The sequence below is a fragment of the Actinomycetospora chlora genome, assembly GCF_039542135.1.
GTDB classification, from domain to species: Bacteria; Actinomycetota; Actinomycetes; order Mycobacteriales; family Pseudonocardiaceae; genus Actinomycetospora; species Actinomycetospora chlora.
On record NZ_BAABHO010000001.1, the window covers coordinates 1 to 24,991 of the forward strand.

The window sequence follows — 24,991 nt, forward strand, 5'->3', positions numbered from 1 at the left end:
ACCGTCGACGGCGCCCCGGTGCGCCGCGCCGCCCGCGGCCGGCTCTCGGCCCCGCCCGCCCACGTGGCCCTCGGCACCGACCCCGCCGCGCCCGCCGCCCCGGTGCGGGCGTGGGGTGGTCCGTGGCCCGATCCCGGCCGTTGGTGGGACCCGCGGGCGGTGGCCGCCGGCGGGTCCGCGGGCAGCGTGCGCATCCAGGTCGTGTGCAGCACCGACGCCGACGAGATCGCCGCCGGCCGCGTCCCGGAGCCGGACCCGGCGGCCGACCTCGCGCCCGACCCGGTGGCCTCCGGCGCCGACGCGGTCGGGCGGGCGCTGCTGCTGGTGCACCGCGACGGCCGCTGGGCGGTGGAAGGGATCTACGACTGATGGGGTGGAACAACCCGCCGGTCGACTGGTCGGAGATGGAGCGCCTGCTCTCGGGGCGCCCGGCCGACGGGCCGAGCCTGCAGGGACGGGGCAACGGCACGCGCGACGCGATCCAGGGAGACGCAGCGGAGCGGAGCTCGACCCGGAGACACGAGGAGCCGCACGTCGGCCACGCCGGGCCCTGGCCACCGGAGCAGGACGTCCCGGACGGGTTCGTGCGCGACCCGCTGGCGTTCGACGACGGCGAGCGGGTCGACGGGCCCGGGCGGATCCGCCCGCCGCGCGACGAGCAGTTCCCCGGCGACGGGGGCGACAGCCCGGCGTGGAGCCGTCACCGCACGCCGTACAGGCCGCCGCGGGGTGCCGGTACCACCACCGGGCTGTCCGTCCCCTACGCCGAGCTGCACGTGCACTCCAACTTCAGCTTCCTCGACGGCGCGTCGCACCCCGAGGAGCTGGTCGAGGAGGCGGCGCGGCTGGGGCTCGAGGCGATCGCGCTCACCGACCACGACGGCATGTACGGGGTGGTGCGCTTCGCCGAGGCCGCGCAGGAGCTGGGGGTCCCGACGGTCTACGGGGCGGAGCTCTCGCTGGGGCTGTCCGCGCCGCAGAACGGTGTGCCCGACCCCGAGGGCGACCACCTGCTGGTCCTGGCGCGCGACCCCGACGGCTACCGGGCGATCTCACGGGCGATCACCGAGGGGCAGATGCACACCCACGGCGAGAAGGGGCGCCCGGTGTACGACGCCGAGCGGGTCGCGGCGACGCTCGGCGGGCAGGTCCAGGTGCTGACGGGGTGCCGCAAGGGGTCGGTGCGCCGGGCGCTGGCCACCGGGGGCGCGGACGCCGCGGCCCGCGAGATCGACCGGCTGGTCGCGCTGTTCGGCGCGGGCAACGTCGCGGTCGAGCTCACCGACCAGGGCCTGCCCGACGACACCGAGCGCAACGCGGCGCTCGCCGAGCTGGCCGCGCGCGCCGACGCGGGCCGGGGCCTGCGCACGGTGGCGACGACGGGGGCGCACTACGCGACGCCGGACCGCGCCCGGCTGGCGGCGGCGCTGGGGGCGGTGCGGGCGCGGCGCAGCCTCGACGACGCCGAGGGCTGGCTGCCGCCGGGCCCGGCGCACCTGCGGTCGGGCGCGGAGATGGCGCAGCGGTTCGCCCGCCACCCGCAGGCGGTGGCCCACGCCGCGGCGCTGGGGCGCGAGTGCGCGTTCGGTCTCGAGCTGCTGGCGCCGGAGCTGCCGCCGTTCGCGGTGCCCGAGGGCGAGACGGAGGCGAGCTGGCTGCGCCGGCTGACGTGGCTGGGGGCGGGGGTGCGCTACGGCGACCGGCTGCGCTCGCCGCGGGCGTTCGAGGTGATCGACCACGAGCTCGACGTCATCGAGGCGCAGGGCTTCCCCGGCTACTTCCTCATCGTCGCCGACATCGTGCGCTTCTGCGACGACCACGACATCTACTGCCAGGGCCGGGGGTCGGCGGCCAACTCGGCGGTGTGCTTCGCGCTGGGCATCACCCACGTCGACGCCGTGCAGATGGGCCTGCTGTTCGAGCGCTTCCTGTCCCCGGAGCGCGACGGCTACCCGGACATCGACCTCGACATCGAGTCCGACCGCCGCGAGGAGGCCATCCAGTACGTCTACGCCCGTTACGGGCGCGACCGCGCGGCGCAGGTCGCCAACGTCATCACCTACCGGCCGCGCTCGGCGGTGCGCGACGCCGCCCGCGCGCTCGGGTTCTCGCAGGGCCAGCAGGACGCGTGGAGCAAGCAGATCGACCGGTGGGGTCCGGGCGCCGAGCTGGCGGGCCAGGTGCCGGAGATGCCGGCCGCCGTCGCGGGCCTCGCCGAGCAGATCGCCGGCTTCCCGCGCCACCTCGGCATCCACTCCGGCGGCATGGTCATCTGCGACCGCCCGGTCGACCAGGTGGTGCCCGTGGAGTGGGGGCGGATGCCGGGGCGCAGCGTCATCCAGTGGGACAAGGACGACGCGGCGGCGGTCGGGCTGGTCAAGTTCGACCTGCTGGGGCTCGGGATGCTCTCGGTGCTGCACTACGCCGCCGACCTCGTCGCCGCCCACCACGGGGTGCACGTGAAGCTGCACGACCTGCAGGCCACCGACGAGGCGGTGTTCGCCATGCTCGCCGAGGGCGACTCGGTGGGCGTGTTCCAGGTCGAGTCCCGGGCGCAGATGGCGACGCTGCCCCGGCTGAAGCCCCGCGTGTTCTACGACCTGGTGGTCGAGGTCGCGCTCATCCGGCCCGGCCCGATCCAGGGCGGCTCGGTGCACCCCTACATCCGGCGGCGCAACGGGCTGGAGCGGGTCGTGTTCGACCACCCGCTCTGCGAGCCGGCGCTGGCCAAGACGCTGGGGGTACCGCTGTTCCAGGAGCAGCTGATGCAGCTCGCGGTCGACGTCGCCGGCTTCTCCGCGGCGGAGGCCGACGAGCTGCGCCGGGCCCTGTCGGCCAAGCGCTCCAGCGAGCGCATCGAGCGGATGCGCGAGCGGTTCTACGAGGGCATGGCGGCCAACGGCATCACCGGCGACCTCGCGGACACGATCTTCCACAAGACCAAGGCGTTCGCGAACTTCGGCTTCCCGGAGAGCCACTCGATCAGCTTCGCGTCGCTCGTCTACGTCAGCGCCTGGTACAAGCTCTACTACCCCGCCGCGTTCTGCGCGGCCCTGCTGCGGGCCCAGCCGATGGGCTTCTACTCGCCCCAGTCGCTCACCGCGGACGCCCGCCGCCACGGGGTGGTGGTGCTCTCGCCGGACGTGCTGCTCTCGGCGGACACCCCGGGCCTCGAGCCCCACCCGGACAGCCACGGCGGGGTGGCGGTGCGGCTCGGGCTGGCCGGGGTGCGGGGGATGGGCGACGAGGTGGCGGCACGCATCGTGGCCGAGCGCGACCGGCACGGGGAGTACCGCGACGTCGCCGACCTCGCCCGCCGCGCCGAGCTGACCACCGCGCAGGTCGAGGCGCTCGCGACGGCCGGGGCGCTGGGCTGCTTCGGGCTCGACCGGCGCGAGGCGCTGTGGGCGGCGGGCGCGGCGGCGGCCGGGGTCGGGGTGGTGCGCGACGGCGTGCGGCACGACCGCCTGCCCGACACCGCGGTCGGCCTGCGGGCGCCGGCGCTGCCGGGCATGAGCGCGGTCGAGCTCACCGTCGCCGACGTCTGGGCCACCGGCCTGACACCGGACAGCCACCCGGTGACCCACCTGCGCGCCGCCCTCGACGAGCGCGGCGCCTACGCGGTGGCCGCGGTCGCGCGGGTGCCCGAGGGCGAGCGCATCGAGGTCGGCGGGGTCGTCACCCACCGCCAGCGGCCGGCGACGGCGGGCGGCACGACGTTCCTCAACCTCGAGGACGAGACCGGCATGCTCAACGTCGTCTGCTCGGAGGGGCTGTGGGCGCGGCACCGGGTGGTGGCGCGCACCAGCGCGGCGCTCGTGATCCGCGGCCGCGTGGAGCGCGCCCCCGACGCCCCGACCGTCGTGAACCTCGTGGCCGATCGGGTCGAGCGCCTCGAGCTGCGGGTGCCGTCGAGCTCGCGGGACTTCCGGTGACGCGCGCGAGGGCGCCCCCGGGACCGGGGACGCCCTCGCGCGCCGGGCGGCTCAGCCGCCGATGATCGGCTTGCCCATCGGCATCGGCTTGCCGCCGGTGGCCTGGCCCATGGCGTCGATGAACAGGTACACGCCGACGAGGGCGAAGGCGAACACCGCGATGCCGCCGCCCAGGAGCAGGCCGGTCGAGCCCTGGGCGGTGCCGAGCAGCACGAGCAGGAGCGCGATGTCGACCAGCACGAACAGCAGGGTGAACACCGACGGCAGCCGGAGGGTGGCCAGCGTCAGCACCACGATGCCGATCAGCCACGTGAGCAGGAAGGCCACCTGGGCGCCGGTCGCGACGTTCGGGTCGGTGGTGGCGTCCCCGAACCACCCGTGGGCGAGACCCAGCACGAGCAGCGGGAAGCTCAGCCAGAATCCGGCGAACACCGCGAAGATCGACGCCACCGGGCCCTGTCCGAGCCGGATCGCCCAGACGGTGGCGATGACCAGGCCCATCCCGTTGGCGAAGATCAGGATGGGGAGCAGGGCGATGGCGACCGTCGTGGAGGCCCCCGTGAACCCGATGAGGTAGAGGCCGAGGCACACCGAGCCGACCACGAACGTCGGTACGCCGACGAGTGCCGGGTTCGCCGCCGCGGCCGCTGCGTCGTCGGCCGCGCTGTCCGGTGCTGCGTGCGCTGCGGTGGACTGCTCGTCGATCGTCGTCATCCCCACTCCTTCGTGTGGTGTGCGGAGCGACGCACGGCGACGCCCACCCTGGTTGGTGCAGGTGGACGCACGGCGTTCGCCCCGGTGTACGACGAGTGTGAAGTGGGACACGCCGCGTGCGCACCCGCCCGGATGGACGGGGACTGACGGGTAGGTCACCCATCCGTCCGCATCGTGAACCGGTTCAGGGCATGCTGCGGTCATGGCGGCACGGTGGGGGACGCGCGACCTGGCCCGCGAGGCCCTCCGCGGGGTCGTCGGGGGCGCGGCCGGCACGGGGGCGATGGCCCTCGCGGCCGAGCTGCGGCGGCGTCGCTACGCCCGGGAGCACGGGATCGGCACCGGCGAGATCGACACGATCCTCGACTACGACGACAGCGACCACGTCGTCATCGCCGCGTCGACGCTGCTGCGCCACGTCGTCGGGTGGGCCCCGCGCTCGCCGCGCGGCCGCCAGCGGCTCTTCTGGGTCGTGCACTGGGGTTACGGCTCCGCGGTCGGTGCCGGTCACGTCGTGCTGGCCCGGGCCCTCGGTCGCGAACCCGAGGCCGGCCTCGCGTTCTTCGCCGGCAGCCAGGTGATGGCGCTGGGGCTCTTCCCGGTCCTCGGCGAGACCCCGCCGCCGTGGCGCTGGGAGCGTCGCCTGCTGGTGACGAGCTTCGTCCAGCACGGCATCTACGCCGGCACGGTGGCGGCGGTGAACACGGCCACGGCGAGGCTCGGGCGGACGCGGTGACACCGCCCGGGGCGTCGCCGGCGGGCGGGCACGTCGTCGTCTGCGGGCTGGAGGGCCTGGGGCTGCGGATCGTCGAGCAGCTCGTCGCGGCCGGTCAGGAGGTCGTGGTCGTCGACGATGTGGCGCCCGCGCGCACGCACCGCGCGGCGGCCGCCGTCGGCGCGACGGTCGTGGAGCGCGACGCCACCGAGCCCCGCGCGCTGGAGGCCGCCGGCCTGGAGACGGCGGCCGCGGTCGTGTGCGCCGAGTCCGACGACCTGCGTGCCCTGCGCGTGGCGCTCGTGGTCCGCGAGCACCGCCCGGACGTCCGGGTCGTGACCGCGCTCGCCACCGCCGCGGTCGGGCGGGCGGTCGCCGCCGGCCCCGGCCCGGACACCGTGCTCGACATCGCCGCGCTGGCCACCCCGACGGTGGTCGAGGCCTGCCTGCAGAGCCCGGTGCACGAGCTGGACGTGGGCGGGCACTGCTTCCTCTCGGCGTCGGTCACCGCCCGGGCCACCGGCACGCTGCGCGCGCTCTACGGCGACCTCGTGCCGCTCGCGGTGACGCCGCGCGAGGGCGCTCCCGACCACCTGGGCGAGGTCGGCGAGGTCGGCGAGGTCGTCGGCGGGGCCGCGACGGCGGTCTGCCCCAGCCGCGACCGCGCGGTCGCGCCCGGTGACCGGGTCGCCCTGCTCGGGACGCCGGACGAGCTGGCCGCGGCCGGCATCGCCACCGACGGGCCCGCCCCCGACCGCCGGGTCACGCGCCGGGGCGCCGGCGGCCCCGAGGCCCGCCGCGCCGGCAGCCGCCGCGTGCGCCGCGCGATGGCCGCGCTGGGACAGCTCGTCCGCGAGGCCGACCGGGGTCTCGGGTGGGCCCTGGTCGCGCTCGTCGCGCTGATCGTCGTGTCGACGGTGGTGCTCAGCCTGGGGTACGACGACCCGGGCATGTCGCCGGTCGACGCGCTGTACTTCACCGTCGAGTCGGTGGCGACGGTCGGCTTCGGCGACTACAGCTTCGCCGACCAGGCGCTGTGGCTGCGGCTGTGGGCCGTGTTCCTCATGCTCGCCGGCGTCGTCACCACCGCGATCCCCATCGCCTTCTTCACCGACATGCTCATCAGCCGCCGCCTCGCCGAGACCGCCGGGCGCCGGCGGGCGTCGGGCGCCCGCGGCCACGTCGTGCTCATCGGGCTCGGCGCCGTGGGCGTCGCCGTGCTGGAGGCGCTGCGGGAGCGCGAGCGCGACGTCGTGGTGGTCGAGCGCGACCCCGGCAACCGCTTCCTCGACCGCGCCCGTGCCGCCGGGGCGCCCGTCGTGTTCGGCGACGCGACCGACCCCGGCACGCTGCGCGACGCCCGCGTCCCGGCCGCCGCGGCCGTGGCCGTGCTGACCAGCGACGACATGGCCAACGTGGAGACCGGCCTCGCGGTCCGGGAGACGCTGGCCGAGCGCTGGAGCGCGGTGCCGGTGGTGCTGCGGCTGTTCGACCGCGAGCTCGCCCGCACCGCCGCCGACCGCTTCGACTTCCGGTTCGTGCGCTCGGTCGCCGAGCTCGCCGCGCCCTGGTTCGTGGGCGGGGCCCTGGGCCTCGACGTGCTCGGCACGTTCGGCGTGCACGGGCAGGCGTTCCTTCTCGGGCGGCTCACGGTCGCGCCCGGCAGCGGCCTCGACGGCCTGGTGCTGCGCGAGCTGGCCGCCCGCACACGCGTCGTGGCGCTGCACCGCGCCGGGTCGGCCGTGCTCGAGCACCCGCCGCGGCGGGACACCCGGCTGGCGGCGGGGGACGAGGCGTTCCTCGTCGGGCCCTACACCGAGCTCCTCGACGTGCTGCGCCGGCACGCCGCCCGCCCGGACGGCGAGGGCGCCGGCAGCAGAGACGACCCGGCGGGGGTGGCCGGGCCCGCCGGGCTCCCGTGACGGGGCGGGGTCCCGCCGCACCCGCCCCGCGCACGGTGCTCGGCCTGCTCGGGGCGTTCGTCACGGGCACGTTCGTCGTCGGGCAGGCCCGGGTCAACGCCGAGCTCGGCGCCCGGCTCGGCAACGGGGTCCTCGCCGCGGTGATCTCGTTCGGCCTCGGGCTGGTGCTGCTGGGGGTGCTCGTCGCGGTGCTCCCCGCGGGCCGCCGGGGCCTGCGCCGGGTCGGTACCGCCCGGCGACGCGGGTCGCTGCGGACCTGGCAGCTGCTCGGTGGCCTCGGCGGGGCGCTGCTCATCGCCGGCCAGGGGCTGACCGCCCACGTGCTGGGCACCGCGCTGTTCACCATCGCCGTCGTCGCGGGCCAGTCCAGCGGTGGCCTCGCCGTCGACCGCGCCGGCCTCGGCCCGTCCGGGCCGCAGCCCACGACCCCGCCGCGCGTCGCCGGCGCCGTGCTGATGCTCGGCGCCGTCGTGCTGTCGGTCGCGCCCTCGGTGGGCTCCGACGTGCCGGTCGCGCTGGCGCTGCTGCCCCTCGCCGGCGGGGTCGCCGCGGCCACCCAGCAGGCCCTCAACGGGCGGGTGGCGGCCGCGGCGCGCGGCGACGAACGGTCCGTGGTCGCGTCGGTCCTGCCGGCCGCGCTGACGAACTTCGTCGTCGGGTTCGTCGCGCTCGTGCTCGCCGGGATCGTCGCGGTGCTGCTGCTCGGGCCGCCCGGCGCGCTGCCCGGCGACTGGTACCTCTACCTGGGCGGGCCGTTCGGGGCGATCTTCATCGGGCTCGGGGCCTGGGTGGTCGGGCAGGTCGGGGTCCTGCTGCTCGCGCTCGGCGCGGTCGCGGGGCAGGTCGTCGGCGCGCTGGTGCTCGACCTCGTGCTGCCCTCGGCCGCCGGCACCCCCGGGCTCGCGACCGTCCTCGGGGCCCTGCTCACCCTGGTCGCGGCCGGGATCGCCGCGGCGCCGTGGCCGCCACGGGCCCGGACGACGGAGGGCACACGCCCCGACCTGCCATCATGAGGTCGTGACCGCGACCAAGCTGGACGGGAAGGCCACCCTCGCCGCGATCCTCGACGACCTGCGCGGGCGGGTCGAGGCGCTGACGGCGGCGGGCCGCACCCCGGGCCTGGGCACGGTGCTCGTCGGCGACGACCCGGGGTCGCACTCCTACGTCCGGGCCAAGCACAACGACTGCGCGAAGGTCGGCATCGACTCGATCCGCCGCGACCTGCCCGCCGACGCGACGCAGGCCGACGTCGAGGCCGCGATCGACGAGCTCAACGCCGACCCGGCCTGCACCGGCTACATCGTTCAGCTCCCGCTGCCGAAGGGGCTGGACTCGGGGGCGGTGCTCGAGCGGATCGACCCGGACAAGGACGCCGACGGGCTGCACCCGACCAACCTCGGGCGGCTCGTGCTGCAGGAACCCGGCCCGCTGCCGTGCACCCCGCGCGGCGTCGTGGAGCTGCTGCGCCGCTACGAGGTCCCCCTCGACGGGGCCAAGGTCACCGTGCTGGGCCGCGGCGTCACCGTCGGGCGCCCGCTGGGGCTCCTGCTGACGCTGCGGTCGGTCAACGCCACCGTGACCCTGTGCCACACCGGCACCAAGGACGTCGCGGCCGAGCTGCGCGCCGCCGACGTGGTCGTGGCCGCCGCGGGCGTGCCCGGGCTGGTCACCGCCGACATGGTCAAGCCCGGCGCAGCCGTCCTCGACGTCGGCATCACGCGCGGCGAGCACGGGCTCGTCGGCGACGTCGCCCCCGAGGTGGCCGAGGTCGCCGCGTACCTCGCGCCCGTCCCGGGCGGTGTCGGGCCGATGACGCGCGGGATGCTGCTGACCAACGTCGTCGAACGCGCGGAGCGGAGCGCCGGAACGAGCAGTGCCGGATGACCGGATGACCAGCGTGACCCCGCGACCGACGCCGCCGGGACCGCCCACCCCGCCGGGACCGCCACCGAGCCCCCCGGCGGGCGTCCGGCCGGTCGCGCCGCCCCCGCGCCTCCCGTCACCGCAGCCCCCGTCCCAGCCCCAGCCCCGGCCCGACGAGAGCCCCACCGAGATGCTCCCGGCCGGCCGGCACGCGCGTGCCCCCCGGACCCGGGAGAAGCGTCGCGCCGAATGGCGGCGGCGGATCCGGGCGCACCTGCCGTTCCTCGCGGTCCTCCTGATCGCCGCGATCGCCTTCGGCCGGATCGGTCTGCAGCACTGGCGGGAGGGGACCACCGAGCTCGGCCTCGCGCTGCTGCTCGCCGGCGCCCTGCGCGCGAGCCTCACCCGCACCGCGGCCGGGCTGCTCGCCGTGCGCAGCCGCCGCGTCGACATCGTCACCTACGTGCTGTTCGGGCTCGTCGTGATCGCGGTGGCGCTCACCATCACGGGCGGGCCGCTCGCGACCCGGTGACCGGCCGCGTGACGCGACCCGCTCGCCCGACCTGGGTAGCCGCTCCGTTGATAGCGTGCGGACAGGTCAGCCGGCGCCAGTACCTCGGCGCCCCGTGAGGAGGTCTCCCGAGTCGTGGCGAAGATCAAGGTAGAGGGCACCGTCGTCGAGCTCGACGGTGACGAGATGACGCGGATCATCTGGCAGTTCATCAAGGACAAGCTGATCCACCCGTACCTCGACATCGATCTCGAGTACTACGACCTCGGCATCGAGCACCGCGACGAGACCGACGACCAGGTCACGGTCGACGCGGCCAACGCGATCAAGAAGTACGGCGTCGGCGTCAAGTGCGCGACGATCACGCCGGACGAGGCGCGGGTGGAGGAGTTCGGCCTCAAGCGCATGTACCGCTCGCCCAACGGGACGATCCGCAACATCCTCGGCGGCGTCATCTTCCGAGAGCCGATCGTCTGCCAGAACATCCCGCGCTACGTCCCGCACTGGACGAAGCCGATCGTCGTCGGCCGTCACGCCCACGGCGACCAGTACCTCGCCCAGGACTTCAAGGTGCCCGGCCCGGGCACGGTGACCATCAGCTACACGCCCGACGGCGAGGGCGAGCCGATGGAGTTCCAGGTCGCGAAGTTCCCGGAGGACGGGGGCGTCGCGCTGGGCATGTACAACTACAAGGACTCCATCGTCGACTTCGCCCGTGCCTCGCTGCGCTACGGCCTGGACCGCAACTACCCGGTCTACATGTCGACGAAGAACACCATCCTCAAGGCGTACGACGGCATGTTCCGCGACACCTTCGAGGAGATCTTCGAGTCGGAGTTCAAGGCGGACTTCGAGAAGGCCGGCCTGACCTACGAGCACCGCCTCATCGACGACATGGTCGCCGCGGCGCTCAAGTGGGAGGGCGGCTACGTCTGGGCCTGCAAGAACTACGACGGCGACGTCCAGTCCGACATCGTCGCGCAGGGCTTCGGCTCGCTGGGCCTCATGACGTCGGTGCTCATGACGCCCGACGGCACGGTCGAGGCCGAGGCCGCCCACGGCACGGTGACGCGGCACTTCCGCCAGCACCAGGAGGGCAAGGAGACCTCGACCAACCCGGTCGCCTCGATCTTCGCCTGGAGCCGTGGCCTGTCCCAGCGGGGCAAGCTCGACGGCAACGACGCCCTGGTCGACTTCGCGCAGAAGATGGAGGACGTCTGCGTGGGGACGATCGAGGACGGCAAGATGACCAAGGACCTGGCGCTGCTCGTGGGCAAGGACGCCGCGTACCTCAACACCCAGGACTTCCTGGACGCCATCGACGAGGGCCTGCAGAAGGCTGTCAACAGCTAGGGGCGTGCTGCCCGAGGGCCCCGTCCGACAGCCGTCGGGCGGGGCTCTCCTGCGTCCGGGGTAGGCACGGTCCCGGCCGGGCACCCCGGGACGTCCCGTGCCCGCTCCCGCCGGAGGACCCCGATCGCTGACACACTCGCGTCCATGGACGAGGCCCCCGCCTCCCGCGACATCGCGCGCGGCGAGACGCCGACGCGCGGCCACGTCATCGGCGAGGGCCTGGCCTGGGCGTCCCGGTGGAGCCTGCGGTTCCTGCTGGTCGTCGCGGCGCTGACCGTCGTCGGGCTGCTGACCGTCGAGCTGTGGGACGTCTTCTTCCCCGTGTTCCTCGGGCTGGTCATCGCGACGGTGCTCGAGCCACCGGTGACGTGGCTGCGCAACCGGCGGGTCAACGGGACGCTGGCGACCGGCGTCGTGCTCCTGGTGGCGCTGGGGCTGTTCGGCGGCGTGATCGCGCTGATCGCGCCGTCGGTGGCCGGGCAGGCCCCGCAGATCGCGCAGGGTGCGGTGGGCGGCATCCAGCAGGTCCAGGGCTGGTTGCAGGGCCCGCCGTTCAACCTCGGCGCGAGCCAGATCGGGCAGTACGTGCAGGCCGCGGTCGAGCGCCTGCAGCAGAGCGCGGGCCAGATCGTCACCGGCGTGATCACCGGGCTCACCACGGTCGCCAACAGCGTCATCAACGCCGTGCTCGCGCTGGTGCTCGCCTTCCTGTTCGTCAAGGACGGCCCGAAGTTCCTGCCGTGGCTGCACCGCGTCGCGGGCCCGACGTCCGGCGGTCACCTGGCCGAGCTCGGCGCCCGCAGCTGGCTGCGGCTCGGTGGCTTCATCCGCAGCCAGGCGCTCATCGGCTTCGTCGACGCGGTGTTCATCGGCATCGGCCTGGTCATCTTCGGCGTGCCGCTGGCCCTGCCGCTGGCGGTGCTGACGTTCTTCGGCGCGTTCATCCCGATCGTCGGGTCGCTGGTCGCGGGCACGCTGTCGGTGCTCATCGCGCTCGTCGTGCAGGGCCCGGGCACCGCGGTCGGGGTGCTGATCCTCATCCTCGCCGTGCAGCAGATCGAGGGGAACCTGCTCCAGCCGCTGGTCCAGGGCCGCGGGCTGGGGCTCAACTCGGCGATCGTCATCCTCGCCGTCACCGCCGGCTCCAGCCTGGCGGGCATCGCGGGGGCGTTCCTCGCCGTCCCGGTCGCGGCCGTGTTCGCGGAGGTCCTGCGCTACTTCGGCGAGCAGATCGACCTGCGCACCGGCGAGGCGTCGGAGCCGTCGCAGGACGCGGTCGCCGAGATGCAGGAGGGCGACGACGAGGACGAGACGGCCGCGGACGGCACGGTGGACGCCGGCCCGGTCGAGGACGACCCGGTCGAGGACGACCCGGTCGAGGACACCGCCGCCGGCAACGGCACCGCCGTCGTCGACGCCACCCCGACCCGCGACACCACCCCGAGCGGCTGACGCGCGCCGAGCCGCCGGGCGCTCAGCGCCCCAGCAGCGTGCGCCGCGGGTGCCGGACGAGGGCGGCGGTCTCGTGGCGGCGCGCCCCGGCGACGACGACGGCGAGCGCGAGGACAGCGGCCGGGAAGAGGGCCGTCGCGGCCCCCATCGTGGCGACCGTGAACCCGACCGCGCCGACCATCAGCGCGACGCACCCGGTGGCCGCCAGACCGGCGAGACGCGGGATCAGCAGCCCCAGCGCGGCGGCCAGCTCGATCACACCGATCGTCACGGTGCCGGCCGGGCCGAAGCCCATCTCGGCGAAGCCGGCCACGGCCGTCGGATCGAGCGTCACCTTGGCGCTCGCGGCCATCACGTAGATCACGGCGAGCACGACCTGGAGCGCGACCACGCTCCAGCGCGCTCCGCGGGACCGGATGAACGGCGGGGCGGTGGTCAGGGTGGCGGTGCTCATGGTCCTTCTCCTTCGTCGACAACTCCGTGGTTGTGTATGAAAACAGGATCAGAGAGTTCCGTCAAGCAACTGGAGTCGCCGCCGGCCGCCCCGCCCAGCGGTGCAGGACGGCCGCCAGGCCGTCCGTGCCGCCCGTGCCGCCCGTGCCGTCAGACGCCCACGCCACGACGCCGTCGGGGCGCACCAGCATCCCGATCGGGGCGCCGGCGCCGTCGGGCACGACGGTCACCCGGCCCGCCCAGGCGGCGGCGAGGGCGCCGAGGGCGCCGTCCGGCGTGCGGTCGAGGAGCAGGAAGCCGCCGTGGTGGCCGTGGTCGACGAGGCGGGTGCCGTCGGCGAGGGGGACGTCGGGGACGTGGCGGCCGACGAGCGGGTGGTCGCCGGGCAGGTCGAGGCGCTGGGTGACGCCGGAGATCGCCGTGACGACGTGGGTCATGCCGCCGCGCGTCGCCAGGAGGTCGCCGACGACGGCGCGCAGCGCAGCGGTCTTCGCGTCGCCGCGCATCAGCGCGACCTGCGCGCGCGTCCAGTCCAGCACCCAGGCGCCGAGGGGCCGCCGCTCGGCGTCGTAGGTGTCGAGCAGGCTCTCGGGCGCCCACCCGGCGATCACGGCGCCGAGCTTCCAGCCGAGGTTCACCGCGTCGCCGACGCCGAGGTTGAGACCCTGCCCGCCGAACGGGGAGTGCACGTGGGCGGCGTCGCCCGCGAGCAGCACCCGCCCGGCGCGGTAGGTCGCGGCCTGGCGGGCGTTGTCGGTCCAGCGGGTCGCGCCGCCGTGCAGCGCGGTCAGCGTGACGTCGGTGCCCGACACCCGTCGCAGGCTGGTCTGCAGCTCGTCGAGGGTGACCGGCGCGTCCCGGTCGGCCGGCGCGCCGTCGAACTCGACGGTGAGGATGCGTCCGGGCAGCGGGCCGTGGCAGTAGACCCCGCGGGTCGACCACGTCCAGCCGGTCGCGAGCTGCTCGGGGTCGGCGATGTCGACGACGGCCTGGTGCCCGGTGATCTCGGGATCGGTGCCGGGGAACCCCATGCCGACGGCGCGCCGCACGACGCTGCGCCCGCCGTCGCAGCCCACCAGCCACGCCGAGCGCACCGGCCCGGCGGAGGTGTGCACGACGACGCCGTCGGCCCCCGGCTCGACACCGCCGACCTCGACGCCGCGGTGCACCGGCACCCCGAGCCGCGCGGCGTGCCCGGCGAGCAGCGCCTCGAGCTCGCGCTGCGGCACGAGCGTCGCCCCCGCGACGGCGTCGTGGCCGGCGAGCTCCGGGTCGTCCTCGTCGACGAGGTCGCGGTCGAGCATCATCGCCGCGAAGTGCCCCGCCCGCCGCGGCACCCCGCCCCCGGGGGCGCCGGTCGCCGCCCCGGTGCTCTGGAGGAACTCCCACACCCGTGCCATCACCTCGCGCTGCACCTGCTCGGCGGCCGGCAGCAGGCCCCGGCGGTCCAGCGCCTCGGCCGTCGGCACGTTCAGCGCCCCCGCCTTGATCGTCTCGTCGGGCTCCGTGAGCCGCTCGAGCACCTGCACCGAGGCCCCGGCCAGCGCCAGCTCGGCCGCGAGCAGCAGGCCCACCGGCCCGGCGCCGACCACCGTCACGTCCACGTCCTGATCCATGCCGTTGACTGTACCGAGTACAAGTTTGTGTTGGGTACAGTGATTTCGTGGCCGGCCTCCGGGAGACGAAGAAGGCGCAGACCCGACAGCGCATCGCCGACGCGGCGACGCTGCTGTTCGTGGAGCGCGGGTTCGACGCGGTGTCGGTGGCCGAGGTCGCGGCCGCGGCCGAGGTCTCGAAGATGACGGTCTTCAACCACTTCCCGCGCAAGGAGGACATGTTCTTCGACCGGATCCCCGAGGCGACGGCGCTGCTCGTCGACGCCGTGCGCGCACGAGCGCCGGGGACCACGCCGCTCGCGGCGGTGCGGGCCCTGCTGCTCGAGCTCACCGCGCAGCGGCACCCGCTGTCGGGCATCCGCGACGGCGTGGGGCCGTTCCTGCGCACGGTGCAGGAGTCGCCGGCGCTGGTCGCGCGCCTGCGGGAGGTCGGCGGGGAGATCGAGGACGCGGTGTCGGCGGTGTTCGCGGAGGCCGGCGTCGTCCGGCCCGAGCTGCTCGCGGCGCTGACCGTCGCCGCGATCCGGACGGTCGTCCTGGCCGGGTCGCGCCGCATCCTCGCGGGCGAGGCGAGCGCGGCCGTCGTCGAGGACCACGTCGCCGCCCTGCACGCGGCGTTCGACGCGCTGGAGCGGGCGGCCGCCGGACCCGCGTCTCAGCCCAGGGCGAGCTCGTAGGACTGGCCGAGCGCGTCGACGCCGAAGTCGTCGTGCCACTCCTCGCCGGTCAGCACGAACCCGGCCTCGAGGTAGAGGTGCCGCGCCGCCGCGAGCGGCTCGTTGGTCCAGAGCACGAGGCGGCGGTAGCCCGCGGCGCGGGCGAAGTCGACGCACGTCGCCACGAGGCGGCGACCGACGCCGTGGCCGCGCGCGTCGGGGTCGACGAGCAGCAGGCGCAGCCGCGCCGTCACGTCGTCCTCCCCGACGCAGAGCACGCTGCCGACGCGCCGGCCGTCGAGCTCGGCGATCCACCCGGCGTCGCGGCCGGGCCGGGCGCCCGTGGCGTAGCCGGCGACGATCGGCGCCGTCACCGCGTCGATCGACCACCCGTACTCGGCCGCGTAGCGCTCCCCGTGCGCCATCAGCACCCAGCCGAGATCGCCCGGCGCGCCCAGCTCCCGGATCGTGACCTCACCCATGTCGACCTCCTCACTGAAACGACTGTTTCAGTGAAGCACACTGGGCGGGTGACGGGGTCGGTGCGGCAGCAGGAGCTCCTCGAGGCCGCCTACGCGTGGGTCCTCGAGCACGGGTGGGCGGGGATGAGCCTGCGCCCCCTGGCCGAGGCGGTCGGGTCGAGCCCGCGCGTGCTGCTCTACCTGTTCGGCAGCAAGGACGGGCTGGTCCGGGCGCTGCTGGCGCGCAGCCGGGCCGACCAGCTCGCGGTCCTCGACGCCGTGGGCGGCGCGGCCGACCTCGCGACCGTGGGCGCCCGCGTCTGGGCGTGGCTGGCCGCCGCCGAGCACCGGGCGCTGCTGCGGCTATGGCTCGAGGCCTACACGCGCTCGGTGGGCGACCCCGGCGACGGGCCCTGGGCGGGGTTCGCCGCGCAGACCGTCGCCGACTGGGACGCCCTGCTGGCCGACCACCAGCCCCACCCCGGCACCGACGCCGCGGCGGCCGAGCGCGCGCTGCTGCTCGCCGTGCTGCGCGGGGCCCTGCTCGACCTCCTCGCCACCGGGGACCGGCCCCGCGTCGACGCGGCCGTGGCGTCCCACCTCGCGGGGATCTGAGGGGCCCTCAGACGACCAGACCGATGAGGGCGGCGGCCACCGTCGCCAGGCCGAGGACGAGGAACGCGCTCGGGAACCCGCCCGTCAGCGCCGCCACGGCCACGCCGCCGGCCGGGGCGAGCGCGACGGCGAGGGTCACCGGCGCGGAGAACACGCCGTTGACCCGGCCGAAGGCGCGCGTGCCCCACCGGTCGGCGACGGTGGAGGCCTGCAGCAGTGTGTGCAGCCCGCGCCCGGCACCGGCGACGATCGCGAGGGCGATGAGCAGCGCCGCCGGTCCGGGGACCAGCGCGAGGGCGATGACGCCGGCGCTGCCCAGCAGCAGGACCCCCGCCACGCGCGTCCGCGGCGTCGAGCGCCGGACCAGCGGCACGAACGTCAGCCGCCCCAGCACCTGCCCGGCGCCGGTCAGCCCGAGCCCGAGCGCGGCGAGCCCGAGGTCGAGCCCGCGGCTCTCGAGCAGCGGGACGAGGTTGATCGTCGTCGCGTAGAGACCGAAGGCCCCGACCGTCATGATGGCGGTGACGAGCGCGAAGCGCGGGTTCCGCAGGACCGCGCGGGCGTGCTCGCGATCGGTGCCGGCACCCTCGGCGCCCTCGGCGCGCTCGCGCCCGCGCCAGGCCGGCGTGAGCAGCAGCGCGTGCAGCGGCACGGTGACGACGGCGAGCACGACGGCCAGCACCCCGAACGTGCCGCGCCAGCCCAGCGGCCCGAGCAGCGCCGCGGTCAGCGGGGCGAACACCGTGCTGGAGAAGCCGGCGACGAGCGTCAGGGTCGTCAGGGCGCGGACGCGCTGCTCGCCGTACCAGCCGGTCAGCGCGGCGAACGCCGGCGGGTAGAACGTCGCGGACTGCGCGATCCCGGCCACCGCCCACGCCGCGTAGAACAGCGGCAGCGTCGGCGCCGTGGCGATCGCCACGGTGGCGACGACGCCGACGACCGAGCCCGTCGTCATCACCGCGCGCGGCCCGTGGCGGTCGATGAGTCGTCCGACGACGATCCCGGCCCCGGCGGAGACGAGCGCGCCGACCGAGAACGCGCCCGTCGCGGCGCCGATCGACCAGCCGGTGTCCGCGCTGATCGCCCCGACGAGCACGGGGAAGGCGTAGTAGAGGACGCCCCAGCTCACGATCTCGGTCACGCACAGCGCGCCGAGCGCGCGACCCCGGGTGTCCATCACGCCCAGGCTGGCACAGCGGCGTCCGGGCGAGCCGCGGCGTAGGTTCGGGCGCGTGGCCGATCTCGGGAACCCCACGGCACCGGCGACGCCGCTGGTCGAGCTCAGCGCGCCGCCCGAGCCCTCGCGCGACGACGTCCGTGCCGCGCTGGCGCGGGCCGCGGACGGCGCGCTGGGCGGCGGCTCCGAGGACCGGGCCCTGGACGACGCGACGACGCTGCTCGCGGCCCGGGGCGACGACCTCGAGGCGCTGCTCGCCCTGGCCGCCGCCCGCCGCGACGCGCACCTCGCGGCCGAGGGCCGCCCGGGCGTCGTCACCTACAGCCCCAAGGTCTTCGTCCCGCTGACGCGGCTGTGCCAGGACCGCTGCCACTACTGCACGTTCGCCACCGTCCCGGGCCGGCTGCCGGCGGCCTACCTCGAGCGCGACGAGGTGCTCGAGATCGCCCGCGCCGGTGCGGCGCAGGGCTGCACCGAGGTGCTGTTCACCCTCGGCGACCGGCCCGAGGCCCGCTGGGCGGCGGCCCGCGACTGGCTGGGCGCCCGCGGGCTGGCCACCACGCTCGACCACGTCCACGACTCCGCGCGGGCCGTCCTGGCCGAGACCGGCCTGCTCCCGCACCTCAACCCGGGCGTCATGGACCTCGTCGACCTCCAGCGCCTCCGGGCCGTCTCGCCGTCGATGGGGATGATGCTCGAGACGACGGCGACGCGGCTGTGGTCGCAGCCGGGCGGCGCGCACTTCGGATCCCCGGACAAGGAGCCGGCCCTGCGCCGCCGCGTCGTCGACGACGCCGGACACGCGCGGGTGCCGTTCACGTCCGGGATCCTCGTCGGCATCGGCGAGCACCGCGCCGAGCGGGCGCAGTCGCTGCTCGTGCTCGCGGCGTCGGCGCGCCGGGGCGGGCACCTGCAGGAGGTCATCGTCCAGAACTTCCGCGCCAAGCCCGACACCGCGATGCGCGGCGAGCCCGACGCCGAGTTCGACGCCTTCGTCGCCGCCGTGGCCGTCGCGCGGCTGATCATGCCACTCGGTGTCAGTGTCCAGGCCCCGCCGAACCTGGCCGGCGAGCTGGACGACTCCGCCAGCGCCGCGGCGGACCAGGCCCTCCTGCTGCGCGCGGGCATCGACGACTGGGGCGGCGTGTCGCCGGTGACGCCCGACCACGTCAACCCGGAGCGGCCGTGGCCGGGGCTCGACGCGCTGCGGGCGGTGACCGGGGCGGCCGGGTTCACCCTCACCCCGAGGTTGACGGTCTACCCGCGCTACGTCCGCGACCCGAACCGGTGGCTGCACCCGGACCTCGTCGACCCGGTCACCGCGCTCGCCGACGAGCAGGGCCTGGCCCGGGTGCGTCGGCCGGCGGAGACCAGGTGACCCGGGCCGCCCACCTCGCCGACCACCTCGCCCGCGCCGAGGCCGACCCCGACGGCCTGGAGGACGAGGCCTACGTCGCGCTGCTCGGCGCCGACGGCGAGGAGCTCGACGCCCTCGCCGCGCTCGCCGACACCCTGCGTCGCGACGCCGTCGGCGACCAGCTGACGTTCGTCGCCAACCGCAACCTCGACACCGCCGTCGTCCGCGATCCCGACCACGCCGCCGAGCTCGTCGACGAGGCCTGGGCGCTGGGCGCGACCGAGATCTGCGTGCAGGGCCCGTTGCCGCCCGACGTGCCCGCCCGTGCCCCGCTCGACCTCGTCGCGCTGATCACCGGCCGGGTGCCGCTGCACCTGCACGCCTTCCGTCCCGCCGAGGTCGCCGACGCGGCCGCCCGCCTGGGCCTCGACGCCCGCGACTTCCTCGTCGCCGCCCGCGACGCCGGGCTCGGCTCGGTGCCCGGCACGGCGGCGCGCATCCTCGACGACGGCATCCGCGCCCTGCTCACCGACGGCACCGACATCCCTGCGGCCCGCTGGACCGAGCTCGTCACCACGGCCCACGAGGTCGGCCTGCGCTCGACGGCGACGATGGTCTACGGCCACGTCGAGACCCCGGCCGAGCAGGTCGCGCACCTGCGGGCCCTCGCGGCGATCCAGGACCGGACCGGCGGGTTCACCGAGTTCATCCCCATGCCGCTGCTGCCCGAGGCCCTGCCGCCCGGACTGCGGCGTGTCGCGGATCGAGGATGTGGCGATCCTGGCGCCGGACGCGAGCAATGCCGCGTTGCTCGCACCGGAGGTGCGCCCGACGCGCGGGAGACGCGGGCGCTCTACGCCGTCGCGCGGCTGCTGCTGCACGGCCGGATCGACCACGTCCAGGCCGCGTGGCCCAAGCTCGGGCCGGAGCTGACGACCGCCGTCCTGCGCGGCGGTGCCGACGACGCGGGCGGGCTGCTGCTCGACGGCGCCATCGACCCGGCCGCCGGGGCCGAGGCCGGACGGCAGCTGACCCTGCCGCAGGTCGAGGCCCTGGCCCGGGAGCTCGGTCGTACCCCACGCCAGCGCACCACCCTCTACGGCGACGCGGTGCCCGAGCGGCAGGCGGTGCTGCGCGCGTGAGCCAGGAGACCGACGTCGACGTCGCCGTGGTCGGCGCCGGGTTCGCCGGCATCGGGCTCGGGATCCGGCTGGCCCGGCGCCGCCGGGAGTCGTTCGTGCTGCTCGAGCGCGCCCACGGCGTCGGCGGCACCTGGCGCGACAACCGTTACCCGGGTGTGGCGTGCGACGTCCCGTCGCACCTGTACTCGTTCTCGTTCCGGCCCAAGCCCGACTGGTCGCGGGTGTTCGCGCCCGGCGAGGAGATCCACGAGTACCTGCGGGCCTGCGCGCGCGACGAGGGCCTCGACCCCCACCTGCGCCTCGGCACCGAGATGCAGCACGCGCGGTGGGACGGCACGCGCTGGCGGGTGGCGACGTCGGCGGGCACGTACCGCGCGCGGGTGCTGGTGGTCGCGGCCGGGCGGCTCTCCGAGCCGCGCATCCCCGACATCCCCGGCCTGTCGGCGTTCGACGGGCCGGTCTTCCACTCCGCGCGCTGGGACGGCTCCGCCGCGCTCGCCGGGCGGCGGGTCGGCGTGGTCGGGACGGGGGCGTCGGCGGCGCAGATCGTGCCCGCCCTCGCCGGCGTCGCCGAGCACCTCGTGGTCTTCCAGCGCACCCCGTCGTGGGTGGTCCCGCGCGGCGACCGGGCCTACACGCCCGAGGAGCGCCGCGGCTTCGCGCTCGACCCGGCCGCCGAGCGCTCGCTGCGCGAGCAGCTGTTCGACGAGGCCGAGCAGGCCATCGGCGCCCGCCGTCGCGTACGCCCCGACATCGACCGGCTGCGCGACCGCGCGCTCGCCCACCTCACCGCGCAGGTGCCCGACCCGGCCCTGCGCGCCCGGCTGCGCCCGGACTACGAGATCGGCTGCAAGCGCATCGTCATCTCCGACGACCTCTACCCGGCGCTGCGCCGCGACGACGTGACGCTCGAGCCGAGCGCGCTGCACCACGTCGAGAAGTCGACGGCGGTCGCCGCGTCGGGTGCCCACCACCCGCTCGACGCGCTCGTGCTCGCCACCGGCTTCTGGACGACGCGGCTGCCGTTCGCGCAACGCATCGAGGGTCGCGTCGGCCTGCTCGCCGACCGGTGGGCGGACGGGATGACCGCGCACGCCTCCACCGCGGTGCACGGCTTCCCCAACATGTTCGTGGTCAACGGGCCGAACGCGAGCCTCGGCCACAACTCGGCGGTCTACATGATCGAGACGCAGATCGACCACGTCCTCGGGGCGCTCGACCACCTGGCCGCCGACCCGGCGCCGCTCGAGGTCACCGCCGAGGCCGAGGAGGCCTACACCCGCGAGGTCGACGCGATGAGCGCCGACACCGTGTGGCTGCAGGGCGGGTGCCGCAGCTGGTACGTCGACGAGACCAGTGGCCGGCTCACGCTGCTCTGGCCGGGCACGGCGCGGTCGTTCCGCGCGCGCAACGGGACGTTCGACCCGCGGCCCTACGGACGACGACCGCGCGTGGTCTCCCATGACCCGGGGTAGTTGAGGCCCACACGCGGACCACACCGGCCCGCGGGGAGTCGGGGACCCGGAAGGACGACGCATGACCAGCGCCGCCAGCACGACCGACACGTCGAGCCAGGACGAGCCCACGCAGCTGGAGAAGCTGCGGGCGAAGTACCCCTGGCTGGACCACCTCGTCCGGGCCGCGAGCCGCTACACCGACAAGCACGGCGACCACTACGCCGCGGCCATCACCTTCTTCTCGATCCTCGCGCTCGTCCCGCTGCTCATGGTCGCGTTCGCCGCCGCGGCGTTCGTGCTCGCGAACAACCAGGCGCTGCTGACCGAGATCCAGAACAGCATCACGGCCGCCGTCCCGCCGGGGCTGGGCGACCTGCTCAACTCGGTGATCGACCAGGCCATCGCCCAGCGCAACGCGGTCGGCATCATCGGTCTGCTCGGTGCCCTGTTCTCCGGGCTCGGGTGGATGGGCAACCTGCGCGAGGCGCTCTCCGAGCAGTGGGACCAGCGCGGCGAGCCGCCGTCGATCGTCAAGAAGTACGGCAGCGACCTCATCGCGATGATCGGGCTCGGGCTGGCGTTCGGCCTGTCGTTCGCGGTCACCGCGATCGCCACCGGGCTGTCGAACACCATCCTGGCCTTCCTCGGGCTCCCCGACGACGGATGGGCGCACGCCCTGTTCGTCATCGCCGGCATCGTCATCACGATCGCGGCGAACTGGCTGATCTTCCTCTGGGTGATCGCGCGGCTGCCCCGCGAGCCGGTGACGCTGCGCTCGGCCGTCCGCGCCGCGCTGTTCGCCGCCGTCGGCTTCGTAATCCTCCAGCAGATCATGACCGTCTACATCTCCAGCGTCACCAACTCGCCCGCCGGCGCTGCGTTCGGCCCGATCATCGGTCTGCTCGTGTTCGCCAACTTCGTCTCGCGCTTCATCCTGTTCGTCACCGCCTGGGCGGCGACGCTCAAGGAGAACGAGCGCGAGGAGATCCCCGAGCCCGCCCCGGTGATCGTGCGGCCGGCCGTCACGGTCGGGCGGGTCCCCGGCCCGCGGGCCACCGCCGGCCTGCTCGGGGCGGGCGCGATCCTGGGCGTGCTCGGGCTCGGGGTCGGCCGCCGCCGCGGCCGGGACGGCTGAGTTCAGCCGGACCCCAACCAGGCGGCGGCCAGCAAGGCCAGCTCGACGTCGAGGCGGTCGCCCTCCGCGGTGGTGACGGGCCGCCCGCGCACCTCCTCGGCCCGGCCGACGCGGTACTTCACCGTGTTGCGGTGCACCTGCAGGCGCCGCGCGGTGGTGGCCAGGCTGCCGCCGGTCGCGAGGAACACCCGCAGCGTCTCGCGCAGCCGTGCGACGCCAGGGTCGTCGTCGGCCAGCGGCCCCAGGACGCGCCGCACCCACGCGCGGGCGCCCTCCCGGTCGGCGCACAGCAGCGCGACGGCGCCGACCTCGTCGAACAGCGTCACCGCGGGCGCGCCCGTGCCGGCGGCCAGCGCGAGGTCGCGGGCGCGGCGGGCCTGGTCGTGGGTGGTGCGGAAGCCGTCGAGCCCGCTCAGCGGCGCCCCCGTCGCCACGTGCACCGCCGGCCCGTGGCGCGCGACGGCCCGCTCGAGGACGTCGCGCGGCGGGACGGCGTCGTCGCGGCGGGGCAGCCACACCCACACGCTCCCGGCGTCCCACGGCACCACCAGCGGGCGCCCGACGGCGTCGAGCGCCGCCGCGAGGTCCAGGGCGACGCGCTCGAGCGCGGCCAGGCCGGGGTCAACCGCGGGGTCGCCGGGCGGGTCGTCGGTCCAGACGACGAGCCCGAGGTGCACCGGCGCGAACCGGTAGGACAGCGTCGACTCCACGGCGAGGCGCTCGTCGGCGTCGCCGGGGGTGCGCCCGGCGAGGACGTCGCGCACCCGCGCGAGGCGCAGCGCGTGCCGGCCCCGCCGCCAGCGCTCCCGCTCCGCCTCGTACTCCGCGACCACCTGCTGGGTCACGTGGTCGACGTAGTCCATGACGACCAGGACGATCTTCTGCGACGCCGCGGCCGCGTCGTGCCCGGGCCGGCGGGTCGCCTCGGCGAAGGCCCACTCCATGAGGTGGGACTGGCCCACGCGGTAGGCGCGGACGAGCGCGTTGACCGGGACCTCCCGCTGGGCCAGGCGCCGCGCGTACTCCATCGCCGCGGGCGGCGGCTCGACCCGGCGGGGCGCGAGGTCGTGGCGCAGCACGTGCAGGATCGTCTCGACGTTGCCCTCGACGCTCGCGGCGAGCAGGTCGCGCAGCGCCGGGTCGCCGCGCAGCTCGTCGATGCGGGTGGCGAGGACGTCGGTGATCGAGGCGCTGACCTCGGCCCGACGCGGGGCGAGGGCACCCGCGACCTCGGCGACCGCGGTCACCGGGTGCGCGTCCGGCAGGGGGGAGGGCTCGATCACCACCACCCGACCACCACCCGAGCGCCCGGCGACCCCCGACGGCCGCGGCCCGACGGTAGCCCGGTGAACGGTCGTTCGACCAGGGAGCGTGGGCCGGCCGGCGCAGGACGGGCGTGACCCGCACAAGACCGCGCCCGCCGTTCGTCCCCGGCGCACAAGCGCACCGGGTGTGGGCCGGGTCACGCTGCGGGTGGACCCCGTCACCGACCGCCAGGAGCCACCGTGCCCGTCCACCCCGAGGCCCAGGCCCTGCTCGACGCGCTCGTCGAGCAGGGCATGCCGCCCATCGAGTGCATGACCGTGCCGCAGGCCCGCCAGGCCACGGCCGCGTTCGTCGACCTCCAGCCGCCGGCCGAGGACGTGGCGGACGTGAAGGACCGGGCGATCCCGGGGCCGGCGGGGGACATCCCGGTACGGATCTACACGCCGTCGGGCGACCTGCCGCACGGCGTGCTCGTGTACTTCCACGGCGGCGGCTGGGTCATCGGCGACATCGAGACCGTCGACCGCCCGTGCCGCCAGATCGCCAACGCGGCCGGGGTGACGGTCGTGTCGGTGGACTACCGGCTCGCGCCCGAGCACGTCCAGCCCGCGGCGTTCGACGACTGCTACGCCGCGACCGCGTGGGTCGCCGAGCACGCCGAGGAGCTCGGGGTGGACGCGTCCCGCCTCGCGGTGGGCGGCGACTCCGCCGGCGGCCACCTCGCCGCCGCGGTCAGCCTCGCCGCCCGCGACCGCGGCGGCCCGGCGATCGCGTGCCAGCTGCTGCTCTACCCGGTCGTCGACTTCGACTGGACCAGCCCCTCGATCACCGAGAACGGCGAGGGCTACCTGCTCGGGCGCGCCACCATGCAGTGGTTCTGGGCGCACTACCTGGGCGCGACCGACCCGGCCGACGACCCCTACGCCTTCCCGCTGCGCGCGCCGGACCTCTCCGGGCTGCCCCCGGCCTTCGTCGGCACCGCCGAGTTCGACCCGCTGCGCGACGAGGGCGAGGCCTACGCCCGCCGCCTGCGCGAGGCCGGCAACGAGGTCACGTCGACCCGCTACGACGGCATGATCCACGGCTTCCTCTGGACGCTCGGCGCGACGCCGTCGGGAGCCGTCCTGGTCGACGACGCCGTCGCCGTCCTGCGCTCCGCCCTGGGCTCGACCGTCAACGCGTAGAGGAGGA

The 24,991-nt window shown here is 75.6% G+C and carries 21 protein-coding genes and 1 pseudogene; 16 read left to right on the forward strand and 6 right to left on the reverse strand.

Features of this window, described 5'->3' with window-relative positions; genetic code table 11:
* Positions 1 to 369: pseudogene (locus ABD994_RS00005) on the forward strand (hypothetical protein); the annotation flags it as partial.
* On the forward strand, positions 369 to 3,935 hold the full coding sequence (locus tag ABD994_RS00010; protein WP_345410065.1) for an error-prone DNA polymerase: 3,567 nt from the start codon (positions 369 to 371) through the stop codon (positions 3,933 to 3,935). The pseudogene ABD994_RS00005 and the gene ABD994_RS00010, both read left to right, overlap by 1 nt.
* A 51-nt stretch (positions 3,936 to 3,986) precedes the next feature.
* Here the strand turns inward: ABD994_RS00010 and ABD994_RS00015 are convergent, their stop codons facing one another.
* A complete protein-coding gene (locus tag ABD994_RS00015; protein ID WP_345410066.1) occupies positions 3,987 to 4,649 on the reverse strand; it encodes a GPR1/FUN34/YaaH family transporter in 663 nt (220 codons plus the stop codon).
* A gap of 202 nt (positions 4,650 to 4,851) precedes the next feature.
* On the opposite strand from ABD994_RS00015, the gene ABD994_RS00020 reads away from it, so the two are divergent.
* The 7 genes from ABD994_RS00020 to ABD994_RS00050 all read left to right on the forward strand — a co-directional run bounded on the left by ABD994_RS00020 (position 4,852) and on the right by ABD994_RS00050 (position 12,465).
* Positions 4,852 to 5,385, forward strand: coding sequence for a hypothetical protein (locus ABD994_RS00020; protein ID WP_345410067.1), 534 nt, complete (start codon positions 4,852 to 4,854; stop codon positions 5,383 to 5,385).
* Entirely contained in the window at positions 5,382 to 7,286 is a 1,905-nt protein-coding gene (locus ABD994_RS00025; RefSeq protein ID WP_345410068.1) for an NAD-binding protein, read from the forward strand. Before ABD994_RS00020 ends, ABD994_RS00025 begins: the two co-directional genes overlap by 4 nt.
* Positions 7,283 to 8,299, forward strand: a complete 1,017-nt coding sequence (locus ABD994_RS00030) for a DMT family transporter (protein ID WP_345410069.1) — start codon at positions 7,283 to 7,285, stop codon at positions 8,297 to 8,299. Before ABD994_RS00025 ends, ABD994_RS00030 begins: the two co-directional genes overlap by 4 nt.
* Positions 8,300 to 8,303: 4 nt before the next feature.
* Positions 8,304 to 9,170: a bifunctional methylenetetrahydrofolate dehydrogenase/methenyltetrahydrofolate cyclohydrolase gene (locus ABD994_RS00035; protein WP_345410070.1), complete on the forward strand. Its 867-nt coding sequence runs from the start codon at positions 8,304 to 8,306 to the stop codon at positions 9,168 to 9,170.
* A 4-nt stretch (positions 9,171 to 9,174) separates the two neighbouring features.
* Positions 9,175 to 9,681, forward strand: coding sequence for a DUF3017 domain-containing protein (locus ABD994_RS00040; protein ID WP_345410071.1), 507 nt, complete (start codon positions 9,175 to 9,177; stop codon positions 9,679 to 9,681).
* A gap of 114 nt (positions 9,682 to 9,795) precedes the next feature.
* Positions 9,796 to 11,013, forward strand: a complete 1,218-nt coding sequence (locus ABD994_RS00045) for an NADP-dependent isocitrate dehydrogenase (RefSeq protein WP_345410072.1) — start codon at positions 9,796 to 9,798, stop codon at positions 11,011 to 11,013.
* Positions 11,014 to 11,157: 144 nt separating this feature from the next.
* A complete protein-coding gene (locus ABD994_RS00050) occupies positions 11,158 to 12,465 on the forward strand; it encodes an AI-2E family transporter (RefSeq protein ID WP_345410073.1) in 1,308 nt (435 codons plus the stop codon).
* A 22-nt stretch (positions 12,466 to 12,487) separates the two neighbouring features.
* On the opposite strand, the gene ABD994_RS00055 is transcribed toward ABD994_RS00050, so the two are convergent.
* Together ABD994_RS00055 and ABD994_RS00060 are read right to left on the reverse strand one after the other, a co-directional pair.
* Positions 12,488 to 12,919 carry a DoxX family protein gene (locus tag ABD994_RS00055; protein ID WP_345410074.1) on the reverse strand — a complete coding sequence of 144 codons (432 nt, stop codon included), beginning with the start codon at positions 12,917 to 12,919 and terminating at the stop codon, positions 12,488 to 12,490.
* A 61-nt stretch (positions 12,920 to 12,980) separates the two neighbouring features.
* A complete protein-coding gene (locus ABD994_RS00060) occupies positions 12,981 to 14,534 on the reverse strand; it encodes an FAD-dependent monooxygenase (protein ID WP_345410075.1) in 1,554 nt (517 codons plus the stop codon).
* A gap of 47 nt (positions 14,535 to 14,581) precedes the next feature.
* Here ABD994_RS00060 and ABD994_RS00065 point away from each other — a divergent pair, with 47 nt between their 5' ends.
* Entirely contained in the window at positions 14,582 to 15,211 is a 630-nt protein-coding gene (locus tag ABD994_RS00065) for a TetR/AcrR family transcriptional regulator (RefSeq protein WP_345410076.1), read from the forward strand.
* Here ABD994_RS00065 and ABD994_RS00070 read toward each other — a convergent pair.
* Positions 15,190 to 15,672, reverse strand: coding sequence for a GNAT family N-acetyltransferase (locus tag ABD994_RS00070; RefSeq protein ID WP_345410077.1), 483 nt, complete (start codon positions 15,670 to 15,672; stop codon positions 15,190 to 15,192). The genes ABD994_RS00065 and ABD994_RS00070 overlap by 22 nt on opposite strands.
* A 48-nt stretch (positions 15,673 to 15,720) precedes the next feature.
* On the opposite strand from ABD994_RS00070, the gene ABD994_RS00075 reads away from it, so the two are divergent.
* Entirely contained in the window at positions 15,721 to 16,266 is a 546-nt protein-coding gene (locus ABD994_RS00075; protein ID WP_345410078.1) for a TetR/AcrR family transcriptional regulator, read from the forward strand.
* 7 nt (positions 16,267 to 16,273) lie between these two features.
* On the opposite strand, the gene ABD994_RS00080 is transcribed toward ABD994_RS00075, so the two are convergent.
* Positions 16,274 to 17,443, reverse strand: a complete 1,170-nt coding sequence (locus tag ABD994_RS00080) for an MFS transporter (protein ID WP_345410079.1) — start codon at positions 17,441 to 17,443, stop codon at positions 16,274 to 16,276.
* A 55-nt stretch (positions 17,444 to 17,498) separates the two neighbouring features.
* Between ABD994_RS00080 and cofG the strand changes: the two genes are divergently transcribed.
* The 4 genes from cofG to yhjD all read left to right on the forward strand — a co-directional run bounded on the left by cofG (position 17,499) and on the right by yhjD (position 22,534).
* Entirely contained in the window at positions 17,499 to 18,821 is a 1,323-nt protein-coding gene (gene cofG, locus ABD994_RS00085) for a 7,8-didemethyl-8-hydroxy-5-deazariboflavin synthase CofG (RefSeq protein ID WP_345410080.1), read from the forward strand.
* Positions 18,818 to 19,942: an FO synthase gene (locus tag ABD994_RS00090; protein WP_345410081.1), complete on the forward strand. Its 1,125-nt coding sequence runs from the start codon at positions 18,818 to 18,820 to the stop codon at positions 19,940 to 19,942. The genes cofG and ABD994_RS00090 overlap by 4 nt, the downstream gene beginning before the upstream one ends.
* Positions 19,939 to 21,417, forward strand: coding sequence for a flavin-containing monooxygenase (locus tag ABD994_RS00095; RefSeq protein ID WP_345410082.1), 1,479 nt, complete (start codon positions 19,939 to 19,941; stop codon positions 21,415 to 21,417). The genes ABD994_RS00090 and ABD994_RS00095 overlap by 4 nt, the downstream gene beginning before the upstream one ends.
* Before the next feature lie 61 nt (positions 21,418 to 21,478).
* Positions 21,479 to 22,534: an inner membrane protein YhjD gene (yhjD, locus tag ABD994_RS00100; RefSeq protein ID WP_345410083.1), complete on the forward strand. Its 1,056-nt coding sequence runs from the start codon at positions 21,479 to 21,481 to the stop codon at positions 22,532 to 22,534.
* A 2-nt stretch (positions 22,535 to 22,536) separates the two neighbouring features.
* Here the strand turns inward: yhjD and ABD994_RS00105 are convergent, their stop codons facing one another.
* A complete protein-coding gene (locus ABD994_RS00105; protein ID WP_345410084.1) occupies positions 22,537 to 23,817 on the reverse strand; it encodes a PucR family transcriptional regulator in 1,281 nt (426 codons plus the stop codon).
* 222 nt (positions 23,818 to 24,039) lie between these two features.
* Between ABD994_RS00105 and ABD994_RS00110 the strand changes: the two genes are divergently transcribed.
* Positions 24,040 to 24,984, forward strand: a complete 945-nt coding sequence (locus tag ABD994_RS00110; protein ID WP_345410085.1) for an alpha/beta hydrolase — start codon at positions 24,040 to 24,042, stop codon at positions 24,982 to 24,984.
* The last annotated feature ends 7 nt before the right edge of the window (positions 24,985 to 24,991 follow it).

Bases quoted from the DNA above. Each gene is read 5' to 3' on its own strand.
- ABD994_RS00015 (WP_345410066.1), bottom strand. From the start codon at position 4,649: ATGACGACGATCGACGAGCAGTCCACCGCAGCGCACGCAGCACCGGAC.
- ABD994_RS00040 (WP_345410071.1), top strand. From the start codon at position 9,175: ATGACCAGCGTGACCCCGCGACCGACGCCGCCGGGACCGCCCACCCCG.
- ABD994_RS00010 (WP_345410065.1), top strand. From the start codon at position 369: ATGGGGTGGAACAACCCGCCGGTCGACTGGTCGGAGATGGAGCGCCTG.
- ABD994_RS00070 (WP_345410077.1), bottom strand. From the start codon at position 15,672: ATGGGTGAGGTCACGATCCGGGAGCTGGGCGCGCCGGGCGATCTCGGC.
- ABD994_RS00020 (WP_345410067.1), top strand. From the start codon at position 4,852: ATGGCGGCACGGTGGGGGACGCGCGACCTGGCCCGCGAGGCCCTCCGC.
- ABD994_RS00055 (WP_345410074.1), bottom strand. From the start codon at position 12,919: ATGAGCACCGCCACCCTGACCACCGCCCCGCCGTTCATCCGGTCCCGC.
- ABD994_RS00060 (WP_345410075.1), bottom strand. From the start codon at position 14,534: ATGGATCAGGACGTGGACGTGACGGTGGTCGGCGCCGGGCCGGTGGGC.
- yhjD (WP_345410083.1), top strand. From the start codon at position 21,479: ATGACCAGCGCCGCCAGCACGACCGACACGTCGAGCCAGGACGAGCCC.
- ABD994_RS00080 (WP_345410079.1), bottom strand. From the start codon at position 17,443: ATGGACACCCGGGGTCGCGCGCTCGGCGCGCTGTGCGTGACCGAGATC.
- ABD994_RS00050 (WP_345410073.1), top strand. From the start codon at position 11,158: ATGGACGAGGCCCCCGCCTCCCGCGACATCGCGCGCGGCGAGACGCCG.